We start from the raw sequence: 20775 nt of genomic DNA on the forward strand, positions 1-20775 counted from the left end.
TCGCGCCGGGCCGCGGCGACGGTTGTCGGGAGAAACCGGGGCGAATCAGTGATCCGTGCAACGGAGTCGGGATGCTGACAGCGGGCGGGCGGGGCGGCACAATCGGGCACGTCCATGCGCATTACCGACCGGTAGGTGTGCCGTGGGCGCCGCCAGTGCCGCCAGGTCGAGGAGGACCCGTGTTCAGCACGATGCAGGACGTACCGCTCACCGTCACCCGGATCCTGGAGCACGGGTCCACGATCCACGCCCGCTCCACCGTCACCACCTGGGACGGCACCGGTCCGGTCGTCCGCAACTACGCCGAGGTGGGCGCCCGCGCCGCGCAGCTCGCGCACGCGCTGCGGGACGAGCTCGGGGTGACCGGGGACGACCGCGTCGCGACCCTGATGTGGAACAACGCGGAGCACCTGGAGGCGTACCTCGCCGTCCCCGCGATGGGGGCGGTGCTGCACACGCTCAACCTGCGGCTGGCCGGCCACCAGCTGTCGTTCATCGTCAACCACGCCGCCGACCGCGTGATCATCGTCAACGGCAGCGTGCTGCCGCTGCTCGCCGCCGTGCTGCCGGAGCTCGCGCCCACGCTCAAGCACGTCGTGGTGGCCGGCCCCGGCGACCGCTCGCTGCTGGCCGGCTTCACGGGCGGCGTGCACGACTACGAGGAGCTGATCGCCGACCGGCCCGTCGACTACCCGTGGCAGCGGGACATCGACGAGCGCCAGGCCGCCGTGCTCTGCTACACCTCGGGCACCACCGGGGACCCGAAGGGCGTGCTCTACAGCCACCGCTCGATCTACCTGCACTGCATGCAGGTCAACACCGGCGACAACTTCGCCTTCACCCCGCGCGACACCGCGCTGCCGGTGGTCCCGATGTTCCACGTGAACGCCTGGGGCATCCCGCACGCCGCCTTCATGTCCGGCGCCAACCTGCTCATGCCGGATCGTTTCCTCCAGCCCAAGCCGATGGCCGAGATGATCGCCGCCGTCCGCCCCACCGTCAGCGCCGCCGTCCCCACCATCTGGAGCGGCCTGCTGGACGAGCTGGACGCGGGCGACTACGACACGTCCAGCCTGCGGATGGTCGTCATCGGCGGCAGCGCCTGCCCGCCCTCGCTGATGAAGGCCTTCGACGAGCGCCACGGCATCCGGGTGCTGCACGCCTGGGGCATGACCGAGACCTCCCCGCTCGGCTCCTTCGCCCAGCCGCCGGGCGGCCTCACTCCCGAGGAGGAGTGGCCGTACCGGATCACCCAGGGCATCTTCCCGGCCTCCGTCGAGGCCCGGCTGATCGGCCCGGGCGGTGAGCGGATGCCGCACGACGGCGTCGCCGCGGGCGAGCTGGAGGTGCGCGGCCCGTGGATCGCCGGGGCGTACTACGGCGGCGCCGGGCAGGACCCGGTCCGCCCGGACGACAAGTTCTCCGAGGACGGCTGGCTGCGCACCGGCGACGTGGGCACCATCACCGCCGACGGCTACCTGACCCTCACCGACCGGGCCAAGGACGTGATCAAGTCCGGTGGTGAGTGGATCTCCTCGGTGCACCTGGAGAACCAGCTGATGGCCCACCCCGAGGTGGCCGAGGCCGCCGTGGTCGCCGTCCCGGACGAGAAGTGGGGCGAGCGCCCGCTGGCCACCGTCGTGCTGCGCCCCGGCGCGACCGTCGGACCGAAGGAGCTCCGGGCCTTCCTGGCCGAGCGGGTCGCCTCCTGGGAGCTGCCGGAGCGCTGGGCGATCGTCGAGTCGGTGCCGAAGACCTCGGTCGGCAAGTTCGACAAGAAGGTGATCCGGGCCGGCTACGCGGCCGACGAACTGGACGTCACGGTGCTCGGCAAGGAGTAGCGAGGCGCGACGGCGAGGGCCGGCCACCCCGATCGGGGTGGCCGGCCCGCGCCGTGCTCAGCCCGCGGCGGCGACGCCCGCCTCGCCCATCGCGCCCATCCGTCCGAGCAGGTCGACGATCCGGGACTGGACGTCCTCGCTGGTCGAGCGCTCGGCGAGGAACAGCACCGTCTCGCCGGTGCGCAGCCGGGGCAGTTCGCGCGGGTCGAGGTCCACCGAGGTGTAGACCACCAGCGGGGTGCGGTGCAGTCGGTCGTTGGCGCGCAGCCAGTCCAGCAGGCCGACCCGCCGGCGGCGGATCTGGAACAGGTCCATCACCACCAGGTTGGGCTGCACGCTGGCGGCCCGGGCGACCGCGTCGTTCTCGTCCGTCGCGTGCTCGACGTGCATGCCGCGCCGCTCCAGGCTGCTGATCATGGCGGCGGCGATGTCCGGGTCGCCCTCGACCAGCAGCACGCGCGGGGCGTGGTGCTCGCCGTCGCGCGGCGCGAGGGCGCGCAGCAGCACGGCCGGGTCGGCGCCGTACGCGGCGTCCCGGGTGGCCTGGCCGAGGCCGGCGGTGACCAGCACCGGGACCCGGTTGTTGAGCGCCGCGGTGCGCAGCGACTGCAGTGCGGTGCGGGTGATCGGGCCGGTCAGCGGGTCGACGAAGAGCGCCGCCGGGAAGCCGGCGACCTGGGCGTCCACCTCCTCGCGGGAGCGGACGATCACCGGCTGGTAGCCGCGGGCCTGGAGGGCCTGGTTGGTGGCCGGGTCGGGCTCGGGCCAGACCAGCAGTCGGCGGGCGTTGGCCAGCTCACCGGCCGTGGCCTGCGGCTGCTCGGTCGAGGACGCCCCGTCGGCGGGCGGAAGCTCGGCCATCGGGCGCGGCGCGGTCCGGGCCTCGGCCGGTACGGGCGGCTGCGGCGGGACGGCGGGCACCGGCGGGGTGACGAGCGGGCGCGGCGGGGCGAGCTCGGCCAGGCCGCTGCCGACCGGGCGCGGGGCGCTCTGGTCCTCGGCGGCGGGCAGTGCGGGCCGGGCGGGCTCCAGCGCGGTGCCGGGACCCTGAGCGCCCTGGGTGCCCTGGGTGTTCTGAGCGCCCTGGGCGTTCTGGGAGTCCTGGTCAGCAGCGTTCTCCGGCGCGGGACCGGGCGGCACGGAGAGCCGGCGGCGGCGGCCGGTCGGCGCGGCGGCGGGCTCGGCCGGGGCGGGCGCGGGACCGGCGGGCAGGGCGTGCTCCAGGCCCGGGTACACCGGGGCGTCGGTGATCCCGGGCAGCGCGAAGCCGCCCGAGGAGTCCTCGGCGGAGGGCAGGGCGCGGCGCCGGCGGAGCTTGTTCTCGCCGCCGTCCTCGGCGGGGGCCGTGGCCGACTGCGCGGGGGCGTCCGAGGGCGCGGGGCCGAGCGCGAGCGGCTCGCGGCCGCCGGGTCGGCTCTGCTGCGGGCGTCCGCCCTCGACCGGCACGGCGTAGGCGGGGCCGGAGCGGCCGTCGTCCGTGCCCCACGGGTCGCTCTGCCGCGCGTTCGGGCCGGCCAGGCCCTGGCGACCGTACGCGGGGTCGTTGCCGGTGCCGTTCCACTGCTCGGGGACGGCCCGCTCGACCCGGGCGGGGGCGTTCGGCCACTGGTCGGCCGGGACGGCCGGGGCGGTGGTGGCCGCAGGGTCGGTCGGCGCAGCGGGGGCCTGCTCCTCGAGGGCGGGCCTGCCGCGGCGACCGCGTCGCTCGGCCGGTGGCTCCTCGGCGGGCGCCTGCTCAGGCTCCGGGGCCTCGTCGCCGGGCTGCCGGGGAGCGGGAGCGGCGGTGGGGGCCGCCTCGGCCGCCTCGTCGCTGCTGGGCAGCTGCGGGATGCCCGGCAGTGCGGGCAGGACGGCGCTGTCGGTCTCCTTGGGCCGGTCCGAGCGGCCCTCGGCGGCGGCGCGCTCGGCGGCGGCCTTCGCGGCGGCCGGGTCCAGCGGCAGCTCGACGACGTAGGTGGTCCCGGCCTTCCCGGGCAGCTCGTGCGGCTGGAGGACGCCACCGTGGCGCTCGACCACCGCGCGGGCTATCGGCAGGTGGACGGGGCTGCCGCCGATGCCGGGGCCGCGGATCTCCACCCGGGCGACCTCCCCGCGCTGGGCGGCGGCCAGCACCACGGTCGGCGGTTCGGGGGCCGAGACCGGCGAGGTCGGGCCGCCCAGCCCGGGAACGGAGAGGCCGGGGGAGGAGGAGGTGGGGGCGTCCAGCGACAGGCCGACGCCGCTGACGTCGGCGACCAGGTGCGCCAGCGCCTGGGCGAGCCGCCGCTCGTCGGCGATCACCTCGACCGCGGCGGCGTGCACCGAGAAGCGCACCCGGCCGGGGCCGACCAGCCCGCCGGCCTCCTCGACGGCCCGGCGGACCACCTCGTCCAGGCCGACCGGCACCCGCTTCGCGGCCTTCCGTCCGCTCTTGCCGTCCTTCGAGTCCTTGTCGGCCTTGGCGTCCTTGCTCTCCGCGGGGCCGCTCTCGCCGGCCTCGGAGCGCTGGTGTTCGAGCACGCCGTCGATCAGCTTGCCGAAGCGGCGGCACTCGTCGGCGAGCCGGCGCAGGGTCCAGTTGGCCTCCGGCCAGAGCTGCCCGGCCGGGTCGGCGGCGAGCGCGTCCAGCCGCTGGTTCAGCGCGGTCAGCGCGCCGCCGAGCTCGCTCTCCAGGACGGCGGTGAGATGCTCGTTGCGGGCGATCAGGGCGAGCTCGCGGCTGCGGTCGGTGAAGGTCATCACCGCGCCGACCAGCTGGTCACCGTCCCGGACCGGGGCGGTGGTGAGGTCGACGGTGACCGGACGGCCGTCCTTGCGCCACAGCACGGTGCCGCGCACCCGGTGCTTGCGCCCGGAGGTCAGGGTGTCCAGCAGAGCGGACTCCTCCAGCGCCAGCGGGGTGCCGTCGGCCCGGGAGTGCTGGATCAGCGGGTGCAGCTCGCGCCCGCCCAGCTCGCTCGCCCGGTACTCCAGGATGTGCGCGGCGGCCGGGTTGACCAGCACGCAGCGGCCTTCGAGGTCCACGCCGAGCACGCCCTCGGCGGCGGCCCGCAGGATCATCTCGGTCTGCTTGTGCTGGCGGCGCAGCTCGGCCTCGACGCCGAGCCGGCCGGAGAGGTCGCGGACCAGCAGCAGGAGCAGATCGGAGGAGGACGGCGGGCGCGAGCCCTCGCCGTACGGGTCGTACGGCGCGAGCGGGGAACGCGCGTAGCCGTCGTCGTCGGCGAAGTCGTTGCCGGAGACCTCGACGGGGAAGGTGGTGCCGTCGGTGCGGTGGGCGGTCATCCGGACCGGACGGTCCAGGGCGTCGCCGTCGCGGGTGGCCGGGCGCATCGAGCCGGGGATCCGGCTGGGGTCGAACTCGGGCAGCAGCCCCAGCACGCCCATGCCGACCAGTGAGGTGCCCGGCGCCTGCAGCGCCTGGACGGCAGCGCTGTTGGCGTCCACGACGGTGCCGTTGCTGTTCACCAGCAACAACGCGTCGGGCAGGGCGTCGAGTATGGCGGCGAGGCGAGCAGCGCCTCGGATCGGCCTGCTGCTCACGTCGACAGGTCTCCTCGGCTCAGGGCAGCTCCTCCGGAGTCGGCAGTATCTCATTCTTCTTTGCGGCGGGGACGACCCGCCTAGTAACGTTGGCGGTGGTTGGTGCCGAACCCCAGGGTTGTGGCATCATCACTGACACACGGAACGGGTCCGCTCACGCGGGCACGGTCCACGTGGGGAGGCTTCGCCTAGTCCGGTCTATGGCGCCGCACTGCTAATGCGGTTTCGGGGTTATTCCTGATCGAGGGTTCAAATCCCTCAGCCTCCGCAGCCGGGAGCCCCGTCGACGATCTTGTCGGCGGGGCTCTTCGCATGTCCGGGGCGTGCTCGTCGCCCGGCCCGGAGGGGCCGGATCAATCGATTTCGTCCTACGTCGCAGGTCATGTAATGTTGTCCCCGCAACGCCCCGGGGACAACGTTCACCAGGGCGAGCGCTCATAGCTCAACGGATAGAGCACTTGACTACGGATCAAGAGGTTGCAGGTTCGAATCCTGCTGAGCGCACCAAACTCCGCAAGATCGGGTTCGCCCGTTCCTTGCGCTCATAGCTCAACGGATAGAGCACTTGACTACGGATCAAGAGGTTGCAGGTTCGAATCCTGCTGAGCGCACCAGCGAGAAGCCCCCGGCCACCGGCCGGGGGCTTCTTCGTTCCACGGCGCCGGTCACTCCAGCTCGGTCCGGTTGATCCACGGCACGTCCCGGTGGTCCAGGAACCAGTCCGAGCTGGTCAGCGGACGGTTCCGGTTGAAGGTCACCGGCGCCGGGTCGTGCTTGACCAGCCGGGGGTCGGCGCCCAGCGCGAGCAGCAGGTCGGTGAGCTCGGCGACCAGCTCCGGCGGGCCGCTGAGGTGGGCCTCCCAGTCGGTGAAGTCGCCGTGCCCGAGCAGCGTCTCCCGCAGCAGCGCGGTGGCACCCTCCGGGCCGGCGCAGAGGTCGGGGGCGGCGGTCAGCACCCGTAGCCGCGGATTGCGGGCGAGCAGCCGCCGTACCGTGTCGAGGTCGTACTGCCCGGCCGCCGAGCGGGCCGCCAGCAGGACGGTGGCCGTGCGCTCCGGCTGTTCGGCGGCGAGCTGCTCCACCAGCGCCTTGGTCTGTCCCCAGCCGCTGCCCCCGGCCACCAGCAGCAGCGGCCGGTCCGAGGCCGGGGCGAGCACCGCGTCGCCGAGCGGCGGCCCGAGCCGCAGCAGCTCGCCGGGCATCACGTCCTCCACCAGGACGGGACTCAGCTGCCCGCCGGGCACCCGCCGTACGTGCAGCTCCAGGCTGCCGTCCGGGCGCGGCGCGTTGGCCAGCGAGTACGGCCGCCAGACCCGGGGCATCCGGGGGCTGCTGAGCGTGACGTACTGGCCGGCGGTGAAGGGGTACGGACGCATCGGGGCCAGGGTGAGCACGACCAGGTCGGCCGCGGCCCGGCGGCGGGAGGCGACCTCGGCCTCCCACCAGGCCGGGTGGTGCTCCGGGAGGTCGGCGGCGGCCTCGGTCATCACCTGGGCGATCACGGTGTAGGCCTCGGTCCAGGCCTTCTCGGTCTCCGGCGTCCAGGAGTGGCCGGAGCACTGTCGCAGCGCGGCGATCAGGCTGGCTCCGACCGCCGGGTAGTGCTCGGGCGCGGCCTGGAACTTGCGGTGGTCGCGTCCGAGCGCCCGCAGGTACTCGGTGAGCCGCCCGGGCTCGTCCAGCCGCAGCACGATCCGGGTGAGCGCGGCGAACAGCCGGTCCCGCTGCTCGTGCAGCCGGTCGGGGAAGAGCGGGCGCAGCCCGGGGTTGTGGCTGAACAGGTGGGTGTAGAAGAAGGTGGTCAGGTGGTCGGCGCGGCGCTCGACGACGGCGAAGCTGGCGCGGATGACCGCGGGGTCGTAGGGCACCGGGCCGCTCCCGGCTAGGCCGGCCGGGCTTCGGTGAGCGCCGCGCCCATGGTGTCGCTGACCACCGCGTGGACGGCGGTCCAGGCGGCCTCGGTCTCCTCGGTCCAGGCGTCCCCGGCGTAGTGCGCCAGGGTGGCGAGCAGGCTCGCGCCGACGGCCGGGAAGTGCTCGACCAGCGCGCCGTACCGGGCGTGCCGCGCGCCGAGGTCGCGGAGCAGCCCGAGCACGGTGTCGGTGTCCTCCAGGTGGGTGACGAGCGCGCCGAGCGCGGCGAACAGCCGGTCCCGCTGTTCGTCCAGGTGCTCGGCGAAGAGGCCGCGGACACCGGGATCGTGCTCGAACAGATGCCGGTAGAAGTATTCGGCGACGGCCGGGCCGTGCGGTTCCACGACCGCGAAACTGCGCTTGACGAGTACGGGGTCCATAGTCACGGGGCCCGACTCTACTGAGCGGGCGGGTAATTCGAACAGAGCCCCTCGACGAATGGTCAGGTACCGGACGTCGGCGTCCGCCGGGCCGGCCGGGATTTCCCATTCCGGTCGGGTCAGGCCGTTCGGGTGGGACCCGTAGTCGCCCAAGGGATGAAATGCGGCCCTTTCGGCCGCATCCCGTCCTGCCGCCCGGAGGGCTGCCAAACGGGTGGGACACGGCCGGAAGCACAGGTGTCGCGGTATGGCCGGTCCGGGGTCGTGATTCCGTTTTTGTCGGATCTTGTGCCCGGACTGCCCGCTACCCGGCAGCCGACCGTGAAGGAGAGCCGGATGAGTCGACGGTTTCCCCGCACAGCTGCCGCCCTGGCCGTTCTCGCGGCCGGGCTGCTGCCCGGTCTGAACGCCCCGTTCTCGGTGGCCCAGCAGTCTCCTGACGCCTGGTCGGGCGAGCGCCGGGCGGTCCTGCCGTCCGGGCTCTCCGTCCAGTTCGATTTCGCGCCCGCGCCCGGTTCCGTCGTCACCGCCGAGTCGGGTCAATTGGCGGACCGTTCCGGAGGGGGGCATTCCGCCACGCTGTACACGGACGGAATGCGTCCGGGGGATCCGGCACAGACCTTCGGCCCCGTCCCGGACCATCCGCAGACGGACGGTTCCTGGCGCACCGTCGGAACCCTCCGATTGGGTTTCTCCCGACCGGTCCGCAATCCCCGGCTGCACCTCAGCGGACTGGCCGCGGTCGCCACCGGGAAATCCGGCACCACCAGTACCGCGGCCCGGCTGACCCTCACCGGCGGCTCGCCCGCCGCCCCCACCCTGGTCGACCGCACCGACTGGCCCGGTTGGACGGTCGACGGCAACTCCCTCGCCCCCCGCGGCGCCGACGGCTCCACCGACGGCGCGGCCGGATCCGCCGCCGAGGGCACCCTGGAGCTCGCCGGGACCTTCCGCACCGCGGTGTTCCGGGTCGAGCAGCGCTCCACCGCCCGGGCCGGGAGCACCACCGCCCCGCCCGTCCTGCGCCAGGCCTACACCGTCACCGTGGACGAGGACCTCGGCACCGCGCCCCAGGCCTACGGCAACGCCTCGCACGTGGTCTCCGACCTCTTCCTGGGCGCCGACGCCGTCACCCCGTCCCGGCGCGGCCGCGGCCGGGTCGGCAGCGCCGCCACGGACGACGAGCCGCTGGTCCGGCTCGACCACGGGACCGCCCGGCGCGCCAACCCCTTCGCCGGCCCGTACGCCGCCCCGCCGCCTCCCGAGCGGCAGCCCGGCCGCGGCGAGTACCGGGGCGCCGACCCGTCGATCGGCTTCCCCGCCGAGGCCGCGATCGGCCACTACTACCGGGTCACCGTCCCGGTCGCGGTGAGCGACCAGCCCGCGACCCTGGCCGGCTGGATCGACTTCGACCACAGCGGCCGGTTCGACCCCACCGAGCGGGTGCAGACCGAGGTCCGGGCCGGCGCCGACACCGCGACCCTGGAGTGGACCGTGCCGCCCGGCGCCGCCCCTGGCGAGACCTGGGCCCGGCTGCGGATCGGCCGTGACACCAGCCAACTCGTCCCCTCCGGCGGGTTCGCCGACTCCGGGCAGGTCTCCGACCAGCGGATCAAGCTGACCGTCGGCGCCGCGCGGCCCGAGGTCGCCGAGCCGGTCGACGGCGCCGTGCTGGCCGACGCCCGCCCGCAGATCCGCGGCGAGGGTGCGGTGGCCGGCGCCTCGGTGGAGATCCGGGACGGCGACCGACCGCTCTGCAAGGCCCGGGTCGAGCGCGGCGGCAGCTGGTCCTGCCGCCCGGGCGGCGCGCTCCCGGCCGGCCCGCACAGCCTCACCCCGGTGGAGACCACCAGCGGAGGGGTGGTGCTGCGCGGCGAGGCCGTCAAGGTCACCGTGAAGACCACCCCACCGGCCGCGCCGGTGCTCACCCTCCCCGCCTACACCAACGACCCGGGGCTCCAGCTCACCGGCACCGGCGAGGCCGGCAGCACGGTCTCGGTCACCGACCGGTCCACCTCCACCGAACTGTGCAGCAGCGCGGTCCGGTCGGACGGCGCGTGGTCCTGCCTGCCGGTCGAGAACCTGGCGGACGGGAGCCACCAACTCGCCCCGGCCGCCGTCGACGCGGCGGGGAACCGGACGGTGGGGCAGACGGTCACGCTGGTCGTCGACACCGTGCCGCCGGCCAAGCCGGTGCTCGTCTCGCCGGCTGCGGGGGAGGTGCTGAAGGCCGGCCGGCCGAAGCTCAGCGGGCGGGCCGAGCCGGGATCCAACGTGCTGGTCACGACGCGGGCGGGGGCGGCGGGTTCGGGCGACCGCACGGTGCTGTGCGGGGCGGTGGTGGCGCTGGACGGGAGTTGGACCTGCACCGCCAACCGGGATCTGACGGACGGGGAGCAGTGGCTGACCGCCACGGCGACCGACCTGGCGGGGAACGGGACGTCGGCGGACCAGGTGCGGGTGCGGGTCGCCGCCGCGGCGGCCGGTCCGAGCGCGTCCGTCCCGGCGGTGTCCGGCGCCGCAACTCCAGCTTCGGCGAAGCCCGTTGTGCCGAGCCCGAGCCCGAGCCCCAGTGCGGCGGCACCGGTGCTCGCGCCGGTCTTGCTGGGGCTGCTGCCGGTCACCGTGCCGCCGGCCGTCCCGCCGGTGGTCGGGACCCCGGCGGCCACCGCGGCCACCGCGGCCGCCGAGCCCCGGCCGGCCGCTGACCAGGGCGAGCCCGAGGCGGGCGGGTCCAGAGCCCGGCCGCTGCCCGTGCCGCCGACCGAGGCCGCGTCGACCGAGGCCGCGCCGACCGAGGCCGCGTCGACCGAGGCCGCGCAGGGGCCCGTCGGTCAGTCCCGGGAGGCCGGCCGGCACGGCGCGCTCGCCGGGGTGCTGCTGACACTCACCGGACTGGGGCTGATCACCCGTCGGGTGTTCGCCCGCGGGCCGGGTGCCCGACGGCGCTGACCTGCGCCGGACCGTCCCGACCCCACTCGTGCGCCCAGCTCTCCCCCGGCCTCCGGCCGGGGTGCCCCACGCTTCACTCACTCATGTGTCCGCGCGTCAGGTCGGCTTTGGACGATTCGTCAGGAAATGTCGACACACCTCCGCTTAAATGTCGCATTTGATGACGTATGAACTTAGCCTGATTCCGGCACTGCCCGTCAGATCCGGGCCGCCCGTTGCGCGACACACCGACCCAGAGGATCCGTGCATGGACGTCACCCGCGATTCTTCGCAGCGACCCGACAGCCTGCCCGAGGCGCTGCCTCCGGCCTTGCCGGAACGTTCCACTCCCGGCGCCGGCCCGCTGGACAGGGTCTCGACCGTCAAAGCGGCCAAGGCCGCCAAGCCGGTCCTCCTCCCGGCCGACGGCGGACCGGCGACCACTGCGCTGGCCGTCGTCCCCGGGCCGTCCCCTGCCAGCGGTTTGTCCCCCGCCAGCCCGGCCGACCTGCGGGATCCGCTGAAGGTGGCCGTCCCGGAGACCGTCGAACTCCCCGAGGTCGTCGCCGGCGCGCCCGCCGCCGCCACCTCGCGGCGCCCCCCGCGGGCCGACCAGACGCTGCGCGAGCACAACGCCACCACCCTGCCCGGCTGGGTCGCCCTGCTGGTGGCCCTGCTGGGCCTGGCCGGTGTGGCGTACGTGCTGCTGCGCACCGGGGTCATCCCGCACTGGGACGCGCTGCCCGAACTGCGCGGCTCCGCCGCCGAGGAGAGCGGCCGGGCCGAGGTGGACGCCCAGGCGATCGCCGTGGTCAGCGCGGTCGGCCTGCTGGTGGTGTTCGTGCTCGCCGGCCTGCTGGCGAACGCGGGCGGCGAGACCCGGGTGCTGACCCGCTGGGGCCGCTACCGGGGCACGGTGCGCAGGACCGGGCTGGTGTGGGTCAACCCGCTGCTGCGCCGCCGCCGGGTGGACGTGCGGCTGCGGCACTGGCGCAGCGAGCCGGTCAAGGTGGTCGACCGCACCGGCACCCCGATCGTCGTCCGACTGCTGATCGTCTGGCGGGTCAAGGACACCGCGCGGGCGCTGATGGCGATCGAGGACCACGAGCGCTACCTGCGCGAGCAGGTCCAGGCGGTGCTCACCCGCACCGCGTCCACCCTGCCGTGCGACAGCAACGCGGCGCCCGGGCCCGCGCTGCGCGACGGGCAGTGGTTCGCCGGTGAGATGACCCGTGCGCTGGCCGCCGAGGCCGCCCCGGCCGGCCTGGAGGTCTACTCGGTGCAGCCGCTGGCGCTGGACTACGCGCCCGAGGTCTCCGAGTCGATGCGCCGGCGCCGACTGGCCGACCTGGACGCGGGCCTGCGGACCGTCATGGTCGACGACGCGGTCGAGGCGGCGGCACTGGCCGTCCGACGGCTGGAGCGCGCGACCGCGCACGAACTGGACGAGGCCGCCCGCAGCGCGTTGATGGAGCAGTTGCTGGTCGCCTTCGTCGCCCCGGCCGGAGTGGCCGCCTCGGTACCGCCCCCGGCCGCCCGGGCCGGGCGGAAGGAAGGACGACCCGCATGAGGATAGCCACCGGCGCGTACGCCGATCCCGACGTCGACCTCGACGCGGATCCCGGTCTGATCGGCTTCGAGGAGCGCCTCGGCAGCATCCCCGCGATGACGGGTTGCGGCTGCCCGAACTGCGCGGGCCGGCCGCGCACCGCCCGCGCCGCGGCGGCGCCCGGCGGCGGCCGAATACACCGCGCCGTGCGAAGCACCTGCCTGACCACCACCGTGCTGGCGGGCGCCGGCGTGGTCGGCCTGACGGCCGGTGCCGGGTCCGCGCACGCCGCGGCCGGCAAGCAGGGCTGGGACGGTTCGAAGTACTGGTTCAAGAACGGCAGTGGTGAGTGGCGCTGGACCGGCCACTACGACGTCTACGCCAGCCGCACCGGGCAGTCCGGCGGAGGTTCCGCCGGTCCCAGCGGTTCCGGCGGCTCCGCGGCCAAGGCCGTCTCGAACGGCTCGGCCTCCTCCTGGGGGCTGAGCCAGGGCTGGGACGGTTCGAAGTACTGGTTCAAGAACGGCAGTGGTGAGTGGCGTTGGACCGGCCACTACGACGTCTACGCCAGCCGCACCGGGCAGTCCGGCGACGGTTCGGCCCCGGCTCCCAGCCGGCCGTCCTCGGACGCCACGGCGTCCTCCGGGAGCACGGAGGCGGCCATCGGCTACGCGCTCGCCCAGCTGGGCAAGCCGTACCTCTGGGGCGGCAACGGCCCGTCCGGCTACGACTGCTCCGGGCTGGTCCAACAGGCCTACCGGCGCAGCGGGATAAGCCTGCCGCGGGTGGCCGACGACCAGTACGCGGCGACCACGCCGATCAGCGCGGGGCAGCTGCGCCGCGGTGACCTGGTGTTCTGGTCGGACAGCGGCCGGGCCTCGGGAATCCACCACGTGGGGATCTACCTGGGCGGCGGCACGTTCGTGGAGGCGCCCCGGCCGGGCAAGACCGTCCGGATATCGACGCTCGACTCGGGCTACTACCCGACCCACTTCGGGCGGCCGTAGCCCCGGGACACGGCCCCGGGCCCCCGACGGCGCTCCGCTGTCGGGGGCCCGGTCGTGTTCACCGGGAGGCGGCGTCCAGCAGGGCGGTCTGCTCCGGGGTGAGCTTCAGCTCGGTGGCGGCCAGCAGCGGGGGCAGCTGGTCGACGGTGCGGGCGCTGGCGATCGGGGCGGCGACCGTCGGGCGGGCGGCGAGCCAGGCCAGGGCGACGGAGGCGGGGGCCGCGTCGTGCTCGGCGGCGACCGAGTCCAGCGCCTCCAGCACCTTGGGGCCGCGCGGCTCGGCCAGGTAGCGGGCGGCGCCCTCGGCACGGGCGCTGTCCACGTTCGGGCCGCCGGGGCGGTACTTGCCGGTCAGGAAGCCCGAGGCGAGCGCGTAGTACGGGACGGTGGCGAGGCCGTGCTCGGCGACCACGTCGGCCAGCGGGCCCTCGAATGTTCCACGGGAAACCAGGTTGTAGTGCGGCTGGACCGCGACGTACTTGGCCAGGCCCTCGCGCTCGGCGAAGGCCAGCGACTCGGCCAGCCGCTCGGCGGAGATGTTGGAGGCGGCGACCGCCCGGACCTTGCCCTCGCGGACCAGCCCGTCCAGCGCGGTGACGAACTCCTCGACCGGGGTCCCGTCGTCCCGGTGGGTGTAGTACAGGTCGATCCGCTCCACGCCCAGGCGGCGCAGCGAGGCCTCGGCGGAGGCCTTGATGTTGGCCGCGCCCAGCCCCTTCGCGTCGGGGTGCAAGCCGACCTTGGTGGCGATCACGATGTCGTCGCGGTTGCCGCGGCTGCGCAACCAGTCGCCGATGACGGTCTCGGACTCGCCGCCGGTGTTGCCCGGGGCCCAGGCGGAGTAGGCGTCGGCGGTGTCGAGGAAGTTGCCGCCGGCGGCCGCGTAGGCGTCCAGTACGGCGAAGGACTGCTGTTCGTCGGCCGTCCAGCCGAAGACGTTGCCGCCGAGGGCGAGCGGGTAGACGGACAGGTCGGAGTTGCCGAGGCGGACCCGGCTGTGGTTTCCGGTCATGTCCGCAGTCAACCCGACTGCCCGGCAGCGAATTCCGGGAGTCGCGCGCTGTTCACCCGTCCGTCGCACGGGGGAGTGGTGCGGCCGCCGGAGGAGGGGTCCGGGGTGTGCCTGAGGTGGGCTGATTCGTTAGAGTCCGTGCCATGGCTGACAACGACTACGACCCCGCCGGTAGCACCCAGATGTTCCGGGCGTTCGTCGACGAGAGCCCGGCGCGCCAGGCACCGGGCTCCGTCTCCACCTACGGCAGCACCAACAACAAGAGTCGCACCGGCGTGATCGCGCTGGTCGCCGTCGTCGCCCTGGTCGTCCTGGGCGCCGTCGTCTGGCTCGCGGTCAAGTGACCCTCGCGCGGGTGGCCCTGGTCCGGGTCACCCGCGCGACGGGAAGCACAGGCCCTAGCAGGGCTTGCGCCAGGCGTCGAGGTCGAGCTTCTTCTGCATCGAACTGAAGCCCAGCGCCTTGGTCTTGGCGCAGAACTGGTCCGTGTCGAGTTTGTACTCGACGTGGAACACCGCCTTGCCCGCCTTGATGAAGGGTGAGACGCGGTCGCACTCGTCGTACTGCGAGCACTGCTCGTTGACCGCGAAGTCGAAGTCCGGCAGCAGCGCGGGGATCTGGTCCAGGTCGTTCTTCAGGCCGATGGCCAGGCCGCGCTCGTGCGCGAGCTGGGCCAGCATGCGGTTGTACGCGAGCTGGTCGTCGGGGGTCAGCGGGAAGCCGCTGTTCTGGTTGTAGGCCTCGATGGTGTCCGGCTCGATGGCGTCGAAGCCCTTGCTCCTGCACATGTCGAAACGGGCCGCCATCAGCGGCTTCAGCTGGTCGAGCTTGCGGATGTCGAACCACTTCTCGCCCTTCCAGCCGGTGTCCGAGCCCTGCAGGGCCTTGGCGAAGGCGTTGGAGTCGGGGCGGAAGTCCTCCCAGGACCCGGCGTTGATGTAGCAGATCACCTTGCGGCCCTTGGCGTGCAGCGCGGCCACCACCGAGGCGTCGTTCTCGAAGCCGTCGATGTCGTAGACCGGGACGTCCACCGACTGGTCCACGGTGCCGCCCAGCTGCCACTGCCAGGCCAGGCCCGGGGTGGGCTGCCAGCGGGCGCCGGCCGGGGCCGGGGCGGTGGTGCCGGGCGGGGTGCTGCTCCCCGGCGGGGTGGCGGGAGCGGTGGTGGCGCCGGGTGTGCCCGGGGCCGTGGTCCCACCGGTGGTGCCGGGGGTGCCCGGGGTGTCCGTGGCGGACGGGGTGCCGGGGGTGCTCGGCGCGGTGGCCGCGGGAGAGTTGCTCGGGCTGCCGTCGGCCGAGTCCTGGTCGTCCTCCGAACCGGAGCTGCTGCACGAGCTGACCAGCAGGGCGGTGGCGGTGGCGAGGGCCAGGGCGGCCGGCAGGAGCCGGGTACGGCGGTTCACGGTAGTCGAACTCCGGATCGGGTCAGGTCAGTTCAGCGGCAGTCAGACCGTACGGCAGGGTGCGCCACGGGTTCTCGCCGGCGCCGGGTACGGCGCAGCCGACGCCCGCGCGCCGGGCGGCGATCAGTGCGGAGGCGTCCAGGGCGGCGTCGACCGGGACGTCGTAGACCAGGTGGCAGAAGCGCGAGGCCGCGTGACGGCCGGTCCACAGCGGCAGCGTCATGGTGCGGTAGGTGTCCCAGTCGCCCTCGAAGGTGACCAACAGGTCGGCCAGGCCGACCTCGGCGTAGCCGGGGTCCGGGTGCTCGCCATGGCCGAACACCACGGTGCCGCAGCCGGCCGCCCGGGCGGCTGTCGCCAGTCGCCGGTAGTGCGGCAACGCGCCCGGGTGGGTGGCGACCTGGTCGAGGTACACGCCGGTGATGCCGTGGCGCTGACGGTACGTCAGGATGTCCGCGACCACGGCCGCGTGCGACCTGCGGCCGTAGTCGGTGTCGGTGTAGCCGACCAACGGCAGGCCGGCCGCGCGGAGTTCCTCGGCGGCCTCGGCGAAGACGTTGTCCGGCACCTCGCCCGGACCGTCCGCGAGGTTGAGCACCACGGCGGCGATCCGGGCGGGGTCGGCGGCGGCGACCGCCCGCCAGGCCGCCGGGTCCACCGCGGGGTGGACGTACAGCGGCACCAGCAGGCGGCCGTCGGGGGTGGTCCCGGTCATGCGACCACCGGGGTCGGGGGGTGCTCGGCGGTGCTGAGCCACAGGTCGCGCAGGGTGTCGGCGAGGTCCGTCGCCGGGCGCCAGCCGAGCTCCCGGGCGGCGGCCGACACGTCGGCCTGCTGCCAGGAGACCGCGGCCGAGCGCTCGGAACCGGTGCCGCTCTCGTCGATCCGGCCGGTGAAGCCGGCCGCCGCGACCAGTCCGTCGGCGATCGCCCGGACCTGACGGGCCCGCCCGGAGGCGAGGTTGAGCACCCGGGGAAGCGGACGGTCGGCGGTGACCGCCAGACCGACCGCGTCGGCGATGTCCCGGGCGTCGACGAAGTCGCGGTAGGCGGAGAGGTCCCCGACCGTGACCACGGCCTCGGCGCCCTCGGGCTGCACCCGGCGCAGCTCGGCCGCCAGCCGGCCGGGCAGCGAGCCCGCCGGGGCGCCCGGGCCGACCGGGTTGAACACCCGCAGCACCACCGCGTCCAGCGACGAGCCGGCCACCGCGAGGGAGCCGGCCAGCTTGGTCGCGCCGTACACGCCGACCGGGCGGGCGTCGGCCTCCTCGGACAGCGAGCTGCCCTCGGCGCAGACGCCGTACTCGCCGGCCGAGCCGATGTGCACCAGGCGGGCCTTCGAGGCGCCCAGGGAAAGCGCCTCGCAGAGCACCGCCGGGCCGCGGGCGTTCACCTCGGCCAGCTTGACCGCACTGCCGGCCACCGCGCCGGCGAAGTTGACCACCACGTCGGGGGCCAGCGCGGCCAGTTCCTCGCCGAGCGGGCCGGCCTGGGCGGTGCCCAGGTCCAGCCGGAGGTCGTGGGCGGGCCGTCGGCCCGCGGTCAGCACGGTGGCCCCGGGCAACGACCGCAGGACGGCGGAGGCGTGACGGCCGAGGAAGCCGTCGCCGCCGAGCAGCAGAATCCTCACGCGGCCCGTCCGTCACTCTCGGCACCCGCGGCGACGGGCTCCTCGACCGTGTCCTCCGCGGCGGTGCGGGCGGCCGGGACCGGCAGCTCCGCGACGCCCGGCACGACGCCGGTCGACTCGAAGGGCATCAGCACCGGGCGGATGCCGGCGAACTCGGCGTTGGCCCGGTCGTAGTCGTCCGGGCGGCCGATGTCCAGCCAGTAGCCGCCGAAGTCGTAGGCGGCCGGCGGGGTGTCGGCGGCCAGCAGGTCGAGCACCAGCTCGTCGAAGCCCAGCGGCAGGCCGGGGGTGTACTTGGCGAGCGCCGCGCGCGAGACGCCGTACACGCCCATCGAGACGCGGTAGTCGATGCTGGGCTTCTCCTGGAAGCCGGTGATGGTGCCGGAGTCGGCGGTCAGCACACCGAAGTCGATCTTCACCTGGCGGGCGTAGGTGGCGATGGTCAGCGGGGCGCCGGATGCCTCGTGGTGCTTGAGCACCCCGGCGAAGTCCAGGTCGGTGAGGATGTCTCCGTTCATCACCAGGAAGTGCTCGGGCAGGCGGTCCTGCATGGTGAGCAGTGGGCCCATGGTGCCGAGCGGGCTGTCCTCGACGGCGTAGCCGACCCGCAGGCCCCACTGGGAGCCGTTGCCGACGTACGCGCGGATGATGTGGCCGAGGTGGCCGATGGCCAGGGTGACGGTCTTGAAGCCCGCGGCGGCGAGCTGGCGCATCACGATCTCCAGGATCGCGTGCTGGTCGCCGATCGGGACGAGCGGCTTGGGAAGCGCGGTGGTGTACGGGCGGAGGCGGACGCCCTTACCGCCGGCCAGGATCACTGCGTGCATGGTGTTTCCCCCACGGAAAGGATCTGTAGGACACGAATCCCGGTTACCAGGACGAGCATGATCGTTCGAGGCGGGTCAGACGTTGTAGATGTCGGTCTTGTAGCGGGCCAGGTTGGCCGGGTCGCGGAAGAACTCGATGGTCTGCTCCAAGCCCTGCTCCAGCGTGAACCGCGGCGCCCAGCCGGTGGCCTCGCGCAGCCGGGTGGCGTCCGCGACCAGGCGCATGACCTCGGAGTTGGTCGGACGGATGCGCTGCTCGTCCTCCTTCACCACCAGGTCCACGCCCATCAGCTTGCCGACCAGGGTGACCAGGTCGCCGACCGAGATCTCGCCGCCGGTGCCGGCGTTGAAGGTCCGGCCGACCACGGTCTCGGCGGGCGCGGTGCCGACCGTGCGGAAGGCGTTGGCGGTGTCCTTGACGAACATGAAGTCGCGGGTCGGGCGCAGGTCGCCGAGGGTGATCTCGGTCTGGCCGGCCGCGACCTGGGCGATCACGGTGGGGATGACGGCGCGCATCGACTGGCGCGGGCCGAAGGTGTTGAACGGGCGCAGGGTGACGACCGGGGTCTCGAAGCTGGCGTGGTAGCTGTCGGCCAGTCGGTCCCCGCCGGCCTTGGAGGCGGCGTACGGGGACTGGGTGTTGATCGGGTGGTCCTCGGTGATCGGCACGGTCTGCGCGGTGCCGTAGGTCTCGCTGGTGGAGGTGTGCACCAGGCGCGGGATCTCCAGGTGGCGCACCGCCTCCAGCACGTTCAGGGTGCCGGTGACGTTGGTGTCCACGTACGAGTGGGGGGCGCGGTAGGAGTACGGGATCGCGATCAGGGCGGCCAGGTGGTAGACCGCCTCGGTGCCCTTGACCAGGCCGTTGACCGAGCCCGGGTCCCGGACGTCGCCGAGGATGATCTCGACCGAGTCCAGCACCTCCTCGGAGAGGGTCTCCAGCCAGCCGAAGGAGGAGAAGGAGTTGTACTGGACCATCGCGCGGACGTGGTGCCCGTCGGCGACCAGGGTCTCGACGAGGTGGGAGCCGATGAAGCCCTCGGCTCCGGTAACCGCGACGCTGCTCATGCGGGATTCGCTTTCTCGATGTACGGGGACGGCACGACGCTCTGTGGTGGTCGGCCGGTGGTGCCTCGGCTGAGGCGGACTTTTCAGCGGTGTTGGGTGGTGCGGCCGAGCGCGGGCCCGGCGATGGCGGTGAGGACGAGTGCGGCCGCCCCGCAGCCGATCAGCTGCAGGACGATCGGGTCCGCACCGGTCAGCAGCCCGGCGCTCTCGGCGACCGCGGCGGCCAGACAGATGAGGGCGGTGCTCCAGCTGAACCCGAAGGCGTTCAGCAGCAGCGCCAGCCAGAGCGAGCCGCCCAGGAGCAGCATCGCGCCGAGCTGCGGCACGCCGAGCGAGGGGGCGCCCGGCCACAGCACGGTCGCGGCGGCGTCCAGCGCGGCCACGGTGGTGAGGTAGATGAACAGGCAGCCGAGCAGGATCCCGCCGGTGCGGCGGGTGAACTGCCCGGTGGTGTGGCTGGTGCGCAGCGCGGCCACGGCCATCGCCCGGTAGCGGAACAGCAGCCACTCGGCCAGGCCGAGACTGAGCGTCAGCGCGATCATGGCCGGGCCGGTCGGGGTGGTCTTCACCTCGTGCACAGGACGGGCGTGCACGAGCTGCGCCGGGGTGTGCACGACGTGGGAGGCGGCGTGCACGGCCTGGTGGATGGTCTCGCCGAGGCCGGCGATCAGCGTCAGCGCGCCGCAGGCCAGGCCGAACAGCAGGTGCGGGAGCTCCTGGCTCACCGCCAGCTTCAGCTCCACGCCGTCCCGTTCGCCGCCGCGCGCGGCGACCAGCAGCTCGCGCACGGCCAGTCCGACCGCCAGCGCCACCGAGGCGAGCAGCACCACCGTACGGACCACCTGCGGGACGTCGACCGCCAGCACCACGCCCGCGCCGACCGAGGCCGGTGCCAGCGCCAGCAGCAGGAACTTCTCCCGCCCGAGCACCAGCAGCGCGGTGGCCGCGCCCAGGTAGCAGGACTGCCCGGCGGCGAACCACAGCGCGTCGAGCGGCCCGCCGACCACGTACGCCGCCGCCGAGGCGAGCAGCGCGCCGACCGGCGCGCCGACGGCCAGGCAGACCGCGGCCTCCCGGCGGCGCAGCCGGCCCAGCCAGCGGTACGCGCGGTGCGCCAGGGCCTGGTTGAAGCCCCAGCTGACCAGGGTGGCGACGGACAGCGCGAGCATGCCCGAGGGCAGGCCGAAGCGCATCCGGGTGGTCGCGAACAGGTTGGCGCCGAGCAGGTAGCCGAGCCCGGGCAGGGCGAACACCAGGCCGCGCACCACACAGCGCCAGGGGTCGGCCCGCCAGGGGTTGGCGAACTCGGAGCTCGGGCCGGGGTAGTGGCGCTCGACCTTCTCGAACAGCTCCTCGGCGACGGTGAACGCGTCGGGGCGGCCGTACAGCAGGGCGGCCTGCTCGTCGGAGAGGCCGTCGGACTCCAGAAAGGCTGCGATCTCGTACGGGTGGACGGCGTCGGCGCAGATGTCCCGCAGGCGCTCGGCGAGCTCGTCCAGCGGGTCGGCGGAGAGGCCGAGCTGCTCCGCGGGCTCGGGCTCGACGGGCGGGGCGGGGCGGCGGAGCTTCAGCGGCAGGGTGCGCAGCTGCATCGTCCGCTCGGCGCCGCCCTCGTCGGGAACGAGCCTGATCGGACCGCTCATGCGCCCACCTCGCTGCGCTCGGCGGCCGCTTCGCGGTACACGCACCTCTT

General features: G+C 74.1%; 14 protein-coding genes, 3 tRNA genes and 1 pseudogene. 8 read left to right on the forward strand and 10 right to left on the reverse strand.

All coding sequences use genetic code 11. The features are described 5' to 3' along the window. The first annotated feature begins 179 nt into the window (after positions 1 to 179). Positions 180 to 1841: a long-chain fatty acid--CoA ligase gene (locus tag ACFVWU_RS00690; protein ID WP_387613562.1), complete on the forward strand. Its 1662-nt coding sequence runs from the start codon at positions 180 to 182 to the stop codon at positions 1839 to 1841. Positions 1842 to 1898: 57 nt separating this feature from the next. On the opposite strand, the gene ACFVWU_RS00695 is transcribed toward ACFVWU_RS00690, so the two are convergent. After that, complete coding sequence (locus ACFVWU_RS00695; RefSeq protein WP_387613564.1) at positions 1899 to 5363, reverse strand: PAS domain-containing protein; 3465 nt, start codon at positions 5361 to 5363, stop codon at positions 1899 to 1901. A 177-nt stretch (positions 5364 to 5540) separates the two neighbouring features. On the opposite strand from ACFVWU_RS00695, the gene ACFVWU_RS00700 reads away from it, so the two are divergent. The 3 genes from ACFVWU_RS00700 (at position 5541) to ACFVWU_RS00710 (ending at position 5977) form a co-directional block, all read left to right on the forward strand. Beyond that, positions 5541 to 5631: transfer RNA gene (locus tag ACFVWU_RS00700), tRNA-Ser, on the forward strand. Between the two features lie 163 nt (positions 5632 to 5794). Beyond that, a tRNA-Arg gene (locus tag ACFVWU_RS00705) sits at positions 5795 to 5870 on the forward strand. A gap of 31 nt (positions 5871 to 5901) precedes the next feature. Further along, positions 5902 to 5977 (forward strand) — tRNA-Arg (locus ACFVWU_RS00710). 51 nt (positions 5978 to 6028) lie between these two features. On the opposite strand, the gene ACFVWU_RS00715 is transcribed toward ACFVWU_RS00710, so the two are convergent. Both ACFVWU_RS00715 and ACFVWU_RS00720 read right to left on the reverse strand, forming a co-directional pair. After that, positions 6029 to 7231, reverse strand: coding sequence for a globin domain-containing protein (locus ACFVWU_RS00715; RefSeq protein WP_387613567.1), 1203 nt, complete (start codon positions 7229 to 7231; stop codon positions 6029 to 6031). 14 nt (positions 7232 to 7245) lie between these two features. Then, on the reverse strand, positions 7246 to 7656 hold the full coding sequence (locus ACFVWU_RS00720; RefSeq protein WP_387613692.1) for a globin domain-containing protein: 411 nt from the start codon (positions 7654 to 7656) through the stop codon (positions 7246 to 7248). A 336-nt stretch (positions 7657 to 7992) separates the two neighbouring features. Between ACFVWU_RS00720 and ACFVWU_RS00725 the strand changes: the two genes are divergently transcribed. The 3 genes from ACFVWU_RS00725 to ACFVWU_RS00735 all read left to right on the forward strand — a co-directional run bounded on the left by ACFVWU_RS00725 (position 7993) and on the right by ACFVWU_RS00735 (position 13143). Continuing rightward, positions 7993 to 10608 carry an Ig-like domain-containing protein gene (locus tag ACFVWU_RS00725; protein ID WP_387613569.1) on the forward strand — a complete coding sequence of 872 codons (2616 nt, stop codon included), beginning with the start codon at positions 7993 to 7995 and terminating at the stop codon, positions 10606 to 10608. A 247-nt stretch (positions 10609 to 10855) separates the two neighbouring features. After that, the gene (locus ACFVWU_RS00730; RefSeq protein WP_387613572.1) at positions 10856 to 12157 is read left to right on the forward strand and encodes an SPFH domain-containing protein; all 1302 of its coding nucleotides are present in this window, start codon (positions 10856 to 10858) and stop codon (positions 12155 to 12157) included. Then, positions 12154 to 13143, forward strand: coding sequence for a C40 family peptidase (locus ACFVWU_RS00735; protein WP_387613575.1), 990 nt, complete (start codon positions 12154 to 12156; stop codon positions 13141 to 13143). The genes ACFVWU_RS00730 and ACFVWU_RS00735 overlap by 4 nt, the downstream gene beginning before the upstream one ends. Positions 13144 to 13201: 58 nt before the next feature. Here the strand turns inward: ACFVWU_RS00735 and ACFVWU_RS00740 are convergent, their stop codons facing one another. Further along, complete coding sequence (locus tag ACFVWU_RS00740; protein ID WP_387613577.1) at positions 13202 to 14155, reverse strand: aldo/keto reductase; 954 nt, start codon at positions 14153 to 14155, stop codon at positions 13202 to 13204. Between the two features lie 143 nt (positions 14156 to 14298). Here ACFVWU_RS00740 and ACFVWU_RS00745 point away from each other — a divergent pair, with 143 nt between their 5' ends. Continuing rightward, complete coding sequence (locus tag ACFVWU_RS00745) at positions 14299 to 14499, forward strand: hypothetical protein (RefSeq protein WP_380608747.1); 201 nt, start codon at positions 14299 to 14301, stop codon at positions 14497 to 14499. A 54-nt stretch (positions 14500 to 14553) separates the two neighbouring features. Here the strand turns inward: ACFVWU_RS00745 and ACFVWU_RS00750 are convergent, their stop codons facing one another. The 6 genes and pseudogenes from ACFVWU_RS00750 to ACFVWU_RS00775 all read right to left on the reverse strand — a co-directional run bounded on the left by ACFVWU_RS00750 (position 14554) and on the right by ACFVWU_RS00775 (position 20725). Continuing rightward, entirely contained in the window at positions 14554 to 15558 is a 1005-nt protein-coding gene (locus tag ACFVWU_RS00750; protein ID WP_387613579.1) for an endo alpha-1,4 polygalactosaminidase, read from the reverse strand. Between the two features lie 22 nt (positions 15559 to 15580). After that, on the reverse strand, positions 15581 to 16273 hold the full coding sequence (locus ACFVWU_RS00755) for a spherulation-specific family 4 protein (RefSeq protein WP_387613582.1): 693 nt from the start codon (positions 16271 to 16273) through the stop codon (positions 15581 to 15583). Next, on the reverse strand, positions 16270 to 17187 hold the full coding sequence (locus tag ACFVWU_RS00760) for an NAD-dependent epimerase/dehydratase family protein (protein WP_387613585.1): 918 nt from the start codon (positions 17185 to 17187) through the stop codon (positions 16270 to 16272). Before ACFVWU_RS00760 ends, ACFVWU_RS00755 begins: the two co-directional genes overlap by 4 nt. Positions 17188 to 17312: 125 nt before the next feature. After that, a pseudogene (locus ACFVWU_RS00765) lies at positions 17313 to 18014 on the reverse strand (NDP-sugar synthase); the annotation flags it as partial. Between the two features lie 75 nt (positions 18015 to 18089). Further along, positions 18090 to 19082 carry an SDR family NAD(P)-dependent oxidoreductase gene (locus ACFVWU_RS00770; RefSeq protein WP_387613588.1) on the reverse strand — a complete coding sequence of 331 codons (993 nt, stop codon included), beginning with the start codon at positions 19080 to 19082 and terminating at the stop codon, positions 18090 to 18092. Positions 19083 to 19165: 83 nt separating this feature from the next. Next, positions 19166 to 20725 carry a hypothetical protein gene (locus ACFVWU_RS00775; RefSeq protein WP_387613590.1) on the reverse strand — a complete coding sequence of 520 codons (1560 nt, stop codon included), beginning with the start codon at positions 20723 to 20725 and terminating at the stop codon, positions 19166 to 19168. Between the last annotated feature and the right edge of the window lie 50 nt (positions 20726 to 20775).

Source organism: Kitasatospora sp. NPDC058190 (assembly GCF_042883685.1).
Lineage (GTDB): Bacteria > Actinomycetota > Actinomycetes > Streptomycetales > Streptomycetaceae > Kitasatospora.